The sequence below is a fragment of the Micromonospora sp. NPDC049359 genome, from assembly GCF_044466585.1.
GTDB lineage: Bacteria > Actinomycetota > Actinomycetes > Mycobacteriales > Micromonosporaceae > Micromonospora.
This window is the reverse complement of the sequence record NZ_JBITMW010000002.1, coordinates 555,932-568,359: the sequence shown is the minus strand read 5'-3', so window position 1 is coordinate 568,359 and position 12,428 is coordinate 555,932. Positions and strand designations below refer to the sequence as shown.

At 70.6% G+C, this 12,428-nt stretch carries 9 protein-coding genes; 3 read left to right on the top strand and 6 right to left on the bottom strand.

Annotated elements, in window-relative coordinates; translation table 11 throughout:
* Positions 1–123: 123 nt before the first annotated feature.
* Entirely contained in the window at positions 124–2,973 is a 2,850-nt protein-coding gene (locus ACIBTX_RS08705) for a glycosyl hydrolase family 95 catalytic domain-containing protein (RefSeq protein WP_357396611.1), read from the top strand.
* A 67-nt stretch (positions 2,974–3,040) separates the two neighbouring features.
* On the opposite strand, the gene ACIBTX_RS08700 is transcribed toward ACIBTX_RS08705, so the two are convergent.
* On the bottom strand, positions 3,041–3,355 hold the full coding sequence (locus ACIBTX_RS08700) for a hypothetical protein (protein WP_396832263.1): 315 nt from the start codon (positions 3,353–3,355) through the stop codon (positions 3,041–3,043).
* Between the two features lie 44 nt (positions 3,356–3,399).
* Positions 3,400–3,849, bottom strand: a complete 450-nt coding sequence (locus ACIBTX_RS08695; protein ID WP_357396613.1) for a hypothetical protein — start codon at positions 3,847–3,849, stop codon at positions 3,400–3,402.
* A 213-nt stretch (positions 3,850–4,062) separates the two neighbouring features.
* On the opposite strand from ACIBTX_RS08695, the gene ACIBTX_RS08690 reads away from it, so the two are divergent.
* Positions 4,063–5,076 (top strand): LacI family DNA-binding transcriptional regulator, encoded by a 1,014-nt coding sequence (locus ACIBTX_RS08690; RefSeq protein WP_357120513.1) that lies wholly within the window; start codon positions 4,063–4,065, stop codon positions 5,074–5,076.
* Positions 5,077–5,341: 265 nt separating this feature from the next.
* Here ACIBTX_RS08690 and ACIBTX_RS08685 read toward each other — a convergent pair whose 3' ends face one another.
* Genes ACIBTX_RS08685 through ACIBTX_RS08670 form a run of 4 tightly spaced genes read right to left on the bottom strand, consistent with a single transcriptional unit; the run spans position 5,342 to position 10,145 of the window.
* Positions 5,342–7,054 (bottom strand): amylo-alpha-1,6-glucosidase, encoded by a 1,713-nt coding sequence (locus ACIBTX_RS08685; protein ID WP_396832262.1) that lies wholly within the window; start codon positions 7,052–7,054, stop codon positions 5,342–5,344.
* A gap of 32 nt (positions 7,055–7,086) precedes the next feature.
* On the bottom strand, positions 7,087–7,911 hold the full coding sequence (locus ACIBTX_RS08680) for a carbohydrate ABC transporter permease (RefSeq protein WP_357171492.1): 825 nt from the start codon (positions 7,909–7,911) through the stop codon (positions 7,087–7,089).
* Positions 7,908–8,879 carry a carbohydrate ABC transporter permease gene (locus tag ACIBTX_RS08675; RefSeq protein ID WP_396832261.1) on the bottom strand — a complete coding sequence of 324 codons (972 nt, stop codon included), beginning with the start codon at positions 8,877–8,879 and terminating at the stop codon, positions 7,908–7,910. Before ACIBTX_RS08675 ends, ACIBTX_RS08680 begins: the two co-directional genes overlap by 4 nt.
* Before the next feature lie 18 nt (positions 8,880–8,897).
* Positions 8,898–10,145: an extracellular solute-binding protein gene (locus ACIBTX_RS08670; protein ID WP_357120501.1), complete on the bottom strand. Its 1,248-nt coding sequence runs from the start codon at positions 10,143–10,145 to the stop codon at positions 8,898–8,900.
* Positions 10,146–10,444: 299 nt separating this feature from the next.
* Here ACIBTX_RS08670 and ACIBTX_RS08665 point away from each other — a divergent pair, with 299 nt between their 5' ends.
* Positions 10,445–12,280, top strand: coding sequence for an RICIN domain-containing protein (locus ACIBTX_RS08665; protein ID WP_357396619.1), 1,836 nt, complete (start codon positions 10,445–10,447; stop codon positions 12,278–12,280).
* Positions 12,281–12,428: the final 148 nt, after the last annotated feature.

The window sequence follows — 12,428 nt, the reverse complement described above, 5'->3', positions numbered from 1 at the left end:
CCAGGACTCGAACGGCAATCCGGCCGTGGGCACGTCCCCGCCATCGCGCCAATTCCGGCGGCGTCTCCAGCGGCGCCGTCCCCACCTGCGTGAGGTATCTGGCCTGCGCAGATTGGAGAGACCATGTCCGAAGTGACACGAAGAAACGTGCTACGCGCCGGTGCCGTGGGCGCCGGCGCCGCGCTGCTACCGGTCGCGTGGTCCGCCGTCGCCCGCGCCGGCTCGGTCGCGCCGCCGCAGGTGCTCGCCGCCAACGACATGGCTCTGTGGTACGACGAGCCGGCGGGCACCGACTGGCTCCGCGCGCTGCCGATCGGCAACGGGCGTCTCGGCGCGATGGTGTTCGGCAACGTCGACACCGAACGGCTGCAACTCAACGAGGACACCGTCTGGGCCGGCGGCCCGTACGACTCGGCCAACACCCGGGGCGCGGCCAACCTCGCCGAGATCCGGCGGCGGGTCTTCGCCGACCAGTGGACGTCGGCGCAGGACCTGATCAACCAGACGATGATGGGGAACCCGGGCGGTCAGCTCGCCTACCAGCCGGTGGGCAACCTGCGTCTCGCCTTCGGTTCCGCCAGCGGCGCGTCGCAGTACAACCGGACGCTCGACCTGACCACCGCCACCGTCACCACCACGTACGTGCTCAACGGCGTCCGACACCAGCGCGAGGTGTTCGCCAGCGCGCCCGACGGGGTGATCGTGCTCCGGTTGACCGCCGACCGCGCCAACTCGATCACGTTCAACGCCACCTTCGACAGCCCACAACGCACGACGATGTCGAGCCCCGACGCCGCCACGATCGCGGTCGACGGCATCTCCGGAGCCATGGAGGGCGTCAACGGGTCGGTGCGTTTCCTCGCGCTGGCCTCCGCCGCCGCGACGGGCGGGACGGTCAGCAGCTCGGGCGGCACCCTGCGCGTCTCCGGGGCCACGAGCGTGACCGTCCTGATCTCGATCGGGTCCAGCTACGTCAACTACCGCACGGTCAACGGCGACTATCAGGGCATCGCGCGTACCCGCCTCAGCGCCGCCCGCGGGGCGAGCTACGACCAGCTTCGCGGCCGCCATCTCGCCGACTACCAGGCCCTGTTCAACCGGGTGACCATCGACCTCGGGCGGACGGCAGCGGCCGACCAACCGACCGACGTGCGGATCGCCCAGCACGGGAGCACCAACGATCCGCAGTTCTCGGCCCTGCTGTTCCAGTTCGGCCGGTACCTGCTGATCTCCTCCTCGCGTCCGGGCACGCAACCGGCGAACCTGCAGGGCATCTGGAACGACTCCATGACGCCGCCGTGGGACTCGAAGTACACGATCAACGCCAACCTGCCGATGAACTACTGGCCCGCCGACACCACGAACCTGGCCGAGTGTTTCCTGCCGGTCTTCGACATGATCAAGGATCTGACGGCCACCGGTGCCCGCGTCGCCCAGGCGCAGTACGGCGCGGGCGGCTGGGTCACCCACCACAACACCGACGCGTGGCGGGGCGCCTCGGTCGTCGACGGCGCGTTGTGGGGGATGTGGCAGACCGGCGGGGCCTGGCTGTCCACGCTGATCTGGGAGCACTACCTGTTCACCGGCGACGCCGGTTTCCTGGCGGCCAACTATCCGGCGCTCAAGGGCGCGGCCCAGTTCTTCCTCGACACCCTGGTCGCTCACCCGTCGCTCGGTTACCTGGTCACCAACCCGTCGAACTCGCCGGAGTTGCCGCACCACTCGAACGCCAGCGTCTGCGCCGGGCCCACGATGGACAACCAGATCCTGCGGGACCTGTTCGACGCCGTGGCCCGGGCCAGCGAGGTGCTGGGCGTGGATACCACGTTCCGCTCCCAGGTGCGGACGGCGCGGGACCGGCTGGCCCCGATGAAGGTCGGCTCCCGTGGCAACGTGCAGGAGTGGCTCGCCGACTGGGTCGAGACCGAACGCAACCACCGGCACGTCTCCCACCTGTACGGCCTGCATCCCAGCAACCAGATCACCAAGCGCGGCACCCCGCAGCTCTACGAGGCCGCCCGCCGGACGCTGGAACTGCGCGGCGACGACGGGACCGGCTGGTCCCTCGCCTGGAAGATCAATTACTGGGCCCGGCTGGAGGACGGAACCCGTGCCTACAAGCTCCTGAAGGACCTCGTCCGCACCGACCGGCTCGCGCCCAACATGTTCGACCTGCACCCACCGTTCCAGATCGACGGCAACTTCGGCGCGACGTCCGGCGTCGCCGAGATGCTGCTGCACAGCCACAACGGCGAGCTGCACCTGCTCCCCGCGCTGCCGAGCGCCTGGCCCACCGGCCAGGTCGCCGGCCTGCGCGGGCGCGGCGGTTACACCGTCGGCGTGGCCTGGACCAGTGGGCAGGCCGACGAGATCAGCCTCCGCGCCGACCGGGACGGCACCGTACGCCTGCGCGCCCGCCTCTTCACCGGGTCCTTCACGCTCGTCGACGTCGCCGACGGCAGCACACCCAGCACCACCCGACCCGAAACGGATGTCGTGCAACTCACCGTCCGCGCCGGTCACACCTATCGCGCGGCCCGGCCCGGTGTGACACCGTCACCGACGCTGACCAGCACGCCCTCGCCCACCGTCTCGCCGACCCCGAGTCCGACCGACACACCGAGCCCGATCCCGACGCCGACGCCGACCGTGTCGAGCACACCCTCGCCGTCCGGCGCGCGGGCGACGTACACGGTGACGAACGCCTGGTCGGGTGGGTTCCAGGGCTCGGTCACGGTGACCGCCGGCGCGACGGCGATCCGTGGCTGGACAGTCTCCTGGACCTTCCCCAACGGGCAGGCGATCAGCCAGATCTGGGGCGGCACGCACACCCAGAGCGGCGCGAGTGTGCGGGTGACGAACGTGGACTACAACGGGTCGTTGCCGGCCGGTGGCTCCACCACGTTCGGCTTCCTCGCCACCTCGACGGGGACCAACAACCCGCCGACCGACATCACCTGCACGACCACCTGACCCGCGCGTTCCCGCCCGCCGCCGGCCCCGCGCCGGCGGCGGGCCGGGCGTGTCGCCCAACCGTGGTCTACCCCGCCGCGCCGGCGTCCGTGCCTCGGGCCCTCGTGCGCCACCGCCATCGTCGCCACACGGCGACCACGAATGCCACGGCGACGAGGAGGGCGACGGCGCCCTTCCAGGCGCGCTCGAACCACGGTCGGTCGGTGCCGAACGCCGCCTCGCCGCTCGCCATGACCCACACGCCCACCCACGCCCACTCCCAGCCGCGCGGCCAGGAGAAATCCTGCGGCGGATCGGTGAACGCGCCGACCGCGGTGACTGCGGCACCGACGACGAAGAACAGTGGTACGCCGACGTCCGTGACGAACTCCCAGGGCGACACGTCCCGATCATCGCCGCCGGGCGCACGGGTTGCCAGCGCGTGGCTCAGGAGACCGCCGCGCGCACCAGCTCGACGATCCGCTTCTCCACCTCGGGGCTCCACGCGCGCAGGGCGTACGACACCGGCCAGAGGTCGCCGTCGTCGAGGTTGGCCGGGTCCTGGAAGCCCAGCGTCGAGTACCGGTAGTTGAACTTGCCGGAGTCCTGATAGAAGACGACGATCTTGTCGGCGGCGTTCGCGTACGCGGGCATCCCGTACCACGTCTTCGGCGACAGCTCGGGCGCGGCGGTGGTGACCGCCACGTGCACCCGCTCGGCGAGCGCGCGGTCGTCCGGCGCCATCTGCGCGATCCGGTCGAGGACCGCCTGCAACCCGTCGGCCTTCTTGGCACCCTTCTTGCCCTCGGCACGCAGCTCTGCCGCACGCTCCTTCATCGCGGCACGCTCCTCGGCGCTGAAGCCGGCGGAATCGGTCGTGGAGGACTTCTCGGACATGTCGGGCTCCCTCTCGCTCGTCGTGGTTCGGCATCCTGCCGGCCACCTGGGAAAAGGCTAGGCCCGGACGGCGCCCGGGAGCTTCTTGATTCCTGACCGGCTCGGGGCGGGGTGCGCCGGGCGGGACCTCCGGGTCGCTTCGCCGAGCGCCTATGCTCGGACCCGGGTCAGGGCGCGTCCCCGGCGGGGCAGGGATCGATTCGAGGGCGGCGGATGAACATCGGGGAGATCGCCCGACGGGCGGGGGTGTCCCGCAGCACGGTCTCGTACGTGCTCAGCGGCAAGCGGACGGTGTCGGAGGCGACCCGGCAGCGGATCCAGGCGGTCATCGACGAGCTGGACTACCGGCCGAACGCCAGCGCCCGTGCGCTGAAGGAGGGGCGTACGCGCACCCTCGGGCTGGTGATTCCACCGGCCAGCCAACGATTGACCGACATGCAGTTGGGCTTCGTCGCCAGCGTCGTCGAGGCCGCCGCCCGACACGACCTCGACGTGCTGCTGTCCCCGTCGGGAGGCGACCACGACCGTTCGTTCGAGCGGATCGTCACCGGGCGTCGCGTCGACGGCGTCGTGCTGATGGAGATCCGGTTGGAGGACGACCGGGTGACCCGGCTGGCTCGCGCTGGTCTGCCGTTCGTCACGATCGGTCGCACGGCCGAGGCGCACGGCATGAGCTGGGTCGACATCGACTACGCCGGGTTGATCGCACGCTGCGTGCACCACCTGGCCGACCTGGGGCACCGCCACGTGGCCCTGGTGAACCGCTCCGCCGAGCTGGTGGCGGCGGGTTACGGTCCGAGCCACCGAGCCCTGGCCGGCTTCCAGGCGGCGGTGGCGGAGCGGGGCCTCGCCGGCATCGACGTCTGCTGCGGCGACGACACCGCCTCCGGCGAGGCCTGCGTGGAGCAGTTGCTCGTCACGCATCCGGAGGTCACGGCCGTGGCCACCATCAACGAGGCGGCGCTGCCCGGGATGCAGCGCGCGCTGACCGGCGCCGGGTTGGCCGTGCCGGCGGACTTCTCCGTCACCGGCGTCGCCGCCCAGCACTGGGCGGAGGACTTCCGGCCGGCGCTGACCGCCGCGGACGTACCCATGCGGGACATGGGCGCGGAGGCGGTGTCACTGCTGCTGGAGATCATCGCGGCCCCCGGCAGCGTGCCGCGGCACCGCCTGTACAGCCCACCCATCTCGCTGCGGTCCAGCACGGGCCCGGTCCGGGCTCGCTGATCCGGCCCGCTCCCGCCGGCCGCGCGACCACGGCGGCCGCGCGACCACGGCGGCCGCGCGACCACGCCGGCCGCACGCCACCACGCCGGCCGCACGCCACCACGCCGGCCACGCGCGAACACGCCGGCCGCACGCCACCACGCCGGCCACGCGCGAACACGGCGGCCGCACGGCAACACGCCGGCCACGCGCGAAAACGGCGGCCGCGCGTGACCACGTTGGCCGCGCGTGACCACGTTGGCCACGCGCGAACACGCTGGCCCGGTCAGCGCCGCGCGGCCCGGCGCTCCTGCTGGGCGGCGGCGAGGATGAGGTAGCTGCTGGCGGTCCAGGTGTACGCGCGGTCGCGCAGCCCCGCGCCGGTCTCGGCGTCGAAGTTCTCCGCGAAGCCCGATTTCTCGCAGAGCGCGAGGAAGCGCTGGCTGATGTCGTCGGCGATCGCGGTGTGCCCGGCCCGCCGCAGGCCGTCCTCGACCAGCACGGTGGAGGGCGCCCAGATCGGGCCCCGCCAGTAGCCGTCGGCGAGGTAGTGGGTCGAGTCCGTCGGCTCGGTCGCCAGCCCGTGGGTGGTGAGGTGGGCCTCGACGCCCCGGGCCAGCGCGTCGGTGATCGGGGTGGGCAGGTCGGCGCCGAGCGCGACCGGCATCAGGTCGAGCAGGCTACGGCTGGTCCGCCGCTGCCCGGTGTGCGGGCTGCGGGCGGCGAAACGCTCACCGTCCCACAGCTCCCGGAGCATCGCCGCCCGGATCCGGTCGGCCTCCCGGGACCACCGGTCGGCCTCTTCGCCCAGCTCGGTGGCGAGGTCGGCCAGGCAGTCCAACTGCGAGACGAGGAATGCGGCCAGATCGGCGGTCTGCAGGACCCGGTGGTCGTCGAACGTGGTGGCGTTGTCCCAGCCGCTGTCGTTGCCGTGCTGGTAGTGCGGTAGCTCCTGGCCGGGTGCGCGGCGCGCGTCCAGCCAGAATCCGGTCCACCGGGCCAGCCGGTCGTACGTCTGCGCGAGCGCCGTCCGATCCGGCGGGTGGGGGAGACGTCGGCGCAGGTGCCGCAGCGCCCAGCCGTGGATCGGGGGTTTGACGTAGTTGTGCAGGACCTCGGAGTGGGTGACCGAGTCGGGGAGGGCGCCCGCGGCGTCCTGGTGGTCGAAGGGCAGGTGGAACTGGTGCCAGGCCAGCTCCGGCTCGCCGGCCGCCAGGGCGATCGCGTTGAAGCAGTGGTCCCAGCTCCACACCTTGTCCATCCAGTGCTTGGACATCAGGACGGCGGGTCGGGTGACGAAGCCCGCCGGGTCGACGGTGGCGGACCACAGCACGTACGCGGCCAGTTCGGCGGCCGGGGTCTCCTCGCCGCGCCACGGCGCGACCGCGTCGACGAACGCGGCGAACTCGGCGCTCCGGTCGTGGCACACCTGGTCGAAGGCGACGGCCGTGGCGTAGGGCTGGCGCGCGGTGGCGTACTCCTCGATGGCGATCTCCCAGGGCTCGTCACCGGCGAGGTCCAGGGACCGGTCGGCGGTGCCGAGCGCCTCGACGCCGTCGGCGCGGCGCAGCGCGCCGGCCAGGACCGTGACCCGGTAGCGACGCCCGGTCTCGTACGAGGTGAAGACGTGCGAGCCGTCGACCGGGTCGCGGTAGAGGTAGCTGCCGCTGAACGGGGTGAGCGTGTCCGCCGCCGCGGCGATCCGCAGGCCGAGCTGCCGGCCCCGGATCCGCAGGGTGTCCGGTCCGTCGAAGACGGCCTCGACCCGACCGGGACCGGCATGCCAGGTCAGCAGCGCGGGCGTGGCGACGACGGTGGTGTCCGGGGCGCCGGGGCAGAGGCGTAGCACCGGGTGCAGCCCGGTCTGGTGCGACACCAGGTGCAGGTCGTCGGCGTACGTCTTCTCGGCGACCACGGGGGAGATGTTGAGCCAGGATCCCCGATAGCTGAACGGGATGTCCTGAATGGCGAACTCCGGACCGGGCGGGGCGACAGTCATGGGTGGCGGCTGCCTTTCTGTGGTGCGGATGGTCAGTCCTTGACGGCGCCGGCGGTCACGCCCATCGAGACGTACCGCTGAGCCAGGATCAACAGCACGGCTGCGGGGACGGAGGCGACCACAGCGGTGGCCATGATGGCGTTCCACTGCTGGTTGTTGTTGCCGATGTAGTGGTAGATGCCGAGGGTGATCGGTTGGTGGTCGCCGCCACCGGCGAGGGTCGAGGCGAAGATGAAGTCCGACCAGGACCACAGGAACGCGAACAGCGACACCGTGACGATCGAGTTGCGGCTGACCGGCAGCACGATCGACCAGAAGGTGCGTAGCTGGCCCGCGCCGTCGACCACGGCGGCCTGGAGCAGCTCGTCGGGGATGCCCGACATGAAGGCCGTGAAGATCAGTACGGCGAACGGCACCGCGAGTGTGGTGTCGGCCAGGATCAGGCCGGGCAGCGTGTTCAGGACGCCGAGGGTGAGGTAGATGGCGTAGAAGCCCATCGCCATGATGATCCCGGGGATCATCTGGGCGATCAGCAGCAGGAAGCTCAGCACCGGGCCGCCGGGTGGGCGCAGCTTCGCGAGCGCGTATCCCGCGGGGGCGGCGAGCGCCACCGTCAGCGCCACCGTCCCGAGGCCGACCACGAAGCTGGTGCCGAGGTAGGGGAGCTGCTGGTCGAGGACGGCCCGGTAGCCGTCCAGCGTGCCGTTCGTCGGGAACAGGTGCGGCGGGCTGGCCCGCATGTCCTGGTCCCGGGTGAACGACACGTTGATCATCCAGTAGACGGGGAAGAGCATCAGCCCGGTCAGCGCCAGGCCGACGAGGGTCTTCCACCAGACTCGACGCGGTGACGTGGTCATCGTAGGTGCTGCCTCCGTTGGAACCGGATGTAGACGAGCCCGGCGACCAGCGCCAGCACGATGAGCAGGTTGCCGACGGCCGCGCCCGGCCCGAACTCGGGCAGCAGGTTGCCGAAGCCCAGGCGGTAGGACCAGGTGGCGAGCGTGGCGGAGGAGCCGCTGGGGCCGCCCCTGGTCATGATCCAGATGATGTCGAAGACCTTCAGCGTGTAGATCAGCCCGAGCAGCAGCGTGATCGCGGAGACCGGGCGCAGCAGCGGGAACGTGATCGACCAGAACCGTTGCCAGCCGGTCGCGCCGTCGAGCGCGGACGCCTCGTACACCTCGACCGGGATCGCCTGCAGGCCGCTGTAGAGCACCACCAGGTTGAAGGGGATCCCGATCCAGATGTTGGCGATGATCACCGACGTGAGCGACCACGTCGGCGACGTGAGCCAGTTGACCGGGTCGACCCCCACCACGCCGAGCGCGGCGTTGACCAGGCCCGAGTCGCTGTTGAGCAGCCACGACCAGGTCGAGGCGGACACGATCAGGGGCAGCAGCCACGGTACGAGGATCAGCGCCCGCAGGGTGCCCGACAGCGGGAAGTGCTGGCGGAAGAAGAGCGCCAGGGCCATGCCGATGCCGAACTGGAAGACGAGCGACGCGCCGGTGAACACCAGGGTGTGCGTCAACGTCGGCCAGAACGCCGGATCGGTCAGGACGGTGCGGTAGTTGTCCAGGCCGGCGAAGGGCGCGCCACCCTGCACGAAGGACCGGACGGTGTACTCGCGCAGGCTCAGCTCGACGTTGCGATAGAGCGGGTAGGCGTAGAAGGCCAGCAGGTAGACGACCGTCGGCGCCAGGAAGCACCACGCCAGCCAGCGGCCGGGTCGACGGGTACGGGGCGCGGCGGGCCCGGGTGGGGCGGCGTCGGCCGCCCCACCGTCGCTCCGCGTGGTATTGGAGGTCTGCGTCGTGGGGGTCATGTCGTCGCGTCGGCGCGCTTACTTGCTCGCGGCCGTGGCCTGCGCGGCGGTCAGCGCCTCCTGCGGCGACTTCCCACCGCTCAGAGCCGCCTGCACGGCGCTCCACAGGGGCTCGGAGATCTTCGGGTACTTCGTGCCGAGGTTGTCGCCGGTGCGACCCTTGGCCGCCCGGACCGCCTCGACCCAGACCTTGAGCTTGGGGTTCTCGGTGGCCTGCCGGTCCTGCACGGCGGCCACCGGTGCAACGTAGGAGAGCGTGGTGTCGGTGGTCAGGAGGTTGTCGGCGCTGGTCAGGCAGGTGACGAGCTGCTGCGACGTCGCGTACCGGCCGGTTTTCTTCTGTACCGGGATGGAGACGAACTCACCACCGGTCGGCGCCGGGGCCGGCCCACCCGCGCTGGCCGGAATCGCGATGGTGCCGTACGAGAAGCCGAGCTTCTCGGCGTTGGCGAGCTGCCAGGTGCCGTTCTCGGCGAACGCGAAGTCGCCGGTGGCGAACTCCTGCCAGCTCGTGGTCTGGGTGTTGTTGATGACGGAGTTCGGGGCCAGCCCCTGCTTCAGCCAGTCGCTCCACAGCGTCAGCGCGGAGACCGCCTGTGGCGAGTCGAGGCTGGTCAGCTGCGCACCCGAGCCCCAGAACCAGGGCAGGAACTGGAAGCTGCCCTCCTCGGTGCCGATCGCGGAGAAGGTGATGCCCTTCTTGCCCTTGGCCTTGACCTTCGTGAGCGCCGTGGTCAGCGACGTCCAGTCGGTGACCGAGGCCGGGTCGACGCCGGCGGCGGTCAGCAGGTCCTTGTTGTAGTAGAGGGCGAGCGTGTTGGCGCCGATCGGCACGCCGTACGTCTTGCCGCCACTCTGTCCCGCGCCGAGCAGGTTCTTCTCCATGCTCGAGGTGTCCAGCTTGTTCTCCTCGGTCGTGGTGAGCGCGCCGGCCTCGGCCAGGGTCGAGATGACCGGGTTGTCGACGATCAGCACGTCCGGCGAGTTGCCCTGCTGGGCCGCGAGCAGCGCCTTGTTGGTCAGGTCGGTGGTGTCGTAGCCGGTCCGCTCGACCGTCACGCCCGCCGAGGTTCCGCACTTCTTGAGCAGGGCGACCCAGTCGGAGTCGTCGGCGAACTGGGGGTAGGGGTCCCAGACGAGGTAGGCGCCGCCGCCACCGTCGTCGTTGCCGGAGCCTCCGGACGACGAGCAGGCGCTGGTCGTCACGGCGGCGAGTGCTATCACGGCCACGGCGGCCAGTCGCCGCCGTCGGTTGAGTCGTGTCATGTGCTGCCTCACTTCAACTCGATCGGGTGGTGGGGTCGTGGGTTGACCGTCGCGGGCCGGACCGGGTCCGACCATGAGGCGAACCGATTCGACGAACCGGTTCGCACGAAGATAGGACCGTCCGTGTTCGGTGGTCAAGAGTTGCCCGGCAGCCCTCGTGAGGAGCACCGGGAAACACCGGCTTTACCGGACCGTCACTTCATTGACATGAGTGAGTCTCCGACCTACGATCCGAGCGAATCGATTCGCAAGCGCAGCCCTCCGGAGAGCGTCCCCCGCGCCCCACCAAGGAGCCGCCCGTGAAAACCCCGTCCCGCAGCAGGCCCGGCCGAGCGCGCGCGCTCGTCGCCCGACTCGCCGTCGGCCTGCTCGCCGCCACCACGGCCGTCACCGTCGCCGCGTCCCCCGCCCAGGCCGCCGACGAGTCGATAAGCGTGAACTTCTCCACGACCACCGGCACACCGACCTACCGTGCGTCCGGCTGGATCTACGGCATGACCGAGAACGCCAGCGGCCCACCCGACCACTTCTACCGCGACGTCAACTTCCGCTACATGCGGGCCGGCGGCGCGCAACTGCCCGGCAGTGGCTGGGTCGGCGGAAACTACGACCGCCGCTGGAACGCCACCCTCGCCCAGGCCCGCCGGACCGTCGCCCTCGGCGGGCAGTTCATCCTGCTGCCGCACGACCTGTGGGGCGCCGACGGTGCCGGCATCTCGCGCTTTCCCGGCGACAACGGCAACTGGACGGACTACGACAACTTCCTGAACCGCGTCATCGGCGACGTCCGGGCGTCCGGGCTGACCGTGCAGTGGGACATCTGGAACGAACCCAACATCACCATCTTCTGGAACCGGCCGATCTCCCAGTACCTCGAACTCTGGCGACGCACGTACCAGCGGCTCCGCACGGAGTTCCCCAACCAGCTCATCGTCGGGCCGAGCTGCGCCTGCGTGCCGTCGACCTCGCACGCGTTCTGGAACCAGTACCTCGACTTCGTCCGCTCGACGAACACCGTGCCGGACATCATCAGCTGGCACTCCCTGCCGGGTGACCCGGTCGCCAACGTCGCGGCCGCCAACGCCACCCTCGATCCGCGCGGAATCGCGCACCCCCGCCCGTACCAGATCAACGAGTACGGGGCGTCCAACGAGCAGAACCCGGCCGACGGCGCCTGGTACATCTCGCGTCTGGAGCGGGCCAAGGCGGACGGTCTGCGCGCCAACTGGGCCAGCGCCGGCAACCTGCACAACGACCTCGGCAACCTGTTGGTCCGCAACTCGGCCGGTCAGCACCAGCCCAAGGGGGAGTGGTGGGTCTACCGCTACTACGCCTCCCAGGCCGGGGAGATCGTGGCGGTGACCGGCAGCCAGTCCTACGACGCGTACGCCACGAAGGCGAGCGGGGTGGCGAAGGTCCTGGTCGGCGGCGGTCGTACGACCGGAAACCTGGCCGTCAACCTGCAACGTCTCGACACGACGAGCGGCGTGGTGCAGAACAACCAGGTGCGGGTGCTCACGCAGCGCATCCCGTACAACAACGGTGGCGCGGTGCAGGGGCCCATCACGGTCTCGAACACCGTCGTCAACCTGTCCAACAACAACGCCACCGTGAACCTGCCGTACGGCAACCAGAACGACACGTACACGGTGACCCTGCTGCCGCCCTCCGAGGCGGGCTTCCAGTCGGTGGCGGTGGCCCAGCACTCCCAGCAGTGCCTGGACAACACCAACCTGAGCACCGCCGACGGCAACGCGCAGCAGCAGTTCTACTGCGAGGGCGGTGACCAGCAGCTCTGGAACTTCCGGCCGGTCGCCGGCGTGGCCAACACGTACACGGTGGTCAATCAGCAGAGCGGCAAGTGTCTCGACGTCAGCGGCGCTTCCACCGCCAACTCCGCCGCAGTGATCCAGCGGACCTGCCAGAACGCGACGAACCAGCAGTTCGCCCTCCGGAAGGTGACCTACTCCGGCAACGATGCGCACGACTACCAACTCGTGGCCCGACACAGCGGCAAGTGTGTCGACGTCAACGGGGTCTCCACGGCGGCCCGCGCGTCGGTCATCCAGTGGCCCTGCAACGCGGTCACCCAGGGCAGCCCGCTAAACCAGACCTGGCGTCTCTGGGGTCGGTAGGCGACGCGCGTGAACCCCGGCGGTGGCCGCCGGCACGGACGGCCACCGCCGGATTCCCGCCGACCGGGCTTTCATTGACACTGATCAAAATCCGCTCCTACGATCGCTACGAATCGATTCGCCCGCCCCGCCACCACCCTGCGGCGCG

Excerpts from the sequence above, each read along its gene's own strand:
- ACIBTX_RS08705 (WP_357396611.1), top strand. The coding sequence starts at position 124 with ATGTCCGAAGTGACACGAAGAAACGTGCTACGCGCCGGTGCCGTGGGC.
- ACIBTX_RS08685 (WP_396832262.1), bottom strand. The coding sequence starts at position 7,054 with ATGACTGTCGCCCCGCCCGGTCCGGAGTTCGCCATTCAGGACATCCCG.
- ACIBTX_RS08690 (WP_357120513.1), top strand. The coding sequence starts at position 4,063 with ATGAACATCGGGGAGATCGCCCGACGGGCGGGGGTGTCCCGCAGCACG.
- ACIBTX_RS08695 (WP_357396613.1), bottom strand. The coding sequence starts at position 3,849 with ATGTCCGAGAAGTCCTCCACGACCGATTCCGCCGGCTTCAGCGCCGAG.
- ACIBTX_RS08670 (WP_357120501.1), bottom strand. The coding sequence starts at position 10,145 with ATGACACGACTCAACCGACGGCGGCGACTGGCCGCCGTGGCCGTGATA.
- ACIBTX_RS08680 (WP_357171492.1), bottom strand. The coding sequence starts at position 7,911 with ATGACCACGTCACCGCGTCGAGTCTGGTGGAAGACCCTCGTCGGCCTG.
- ACIBTX_RS08675 (WP_396832261.1), bottom strand. The coding sequence starts at position 8,879 with ATGACCCCCACGACGCAGACCTCCAATACCACGCGGAGCGACGGTGGG.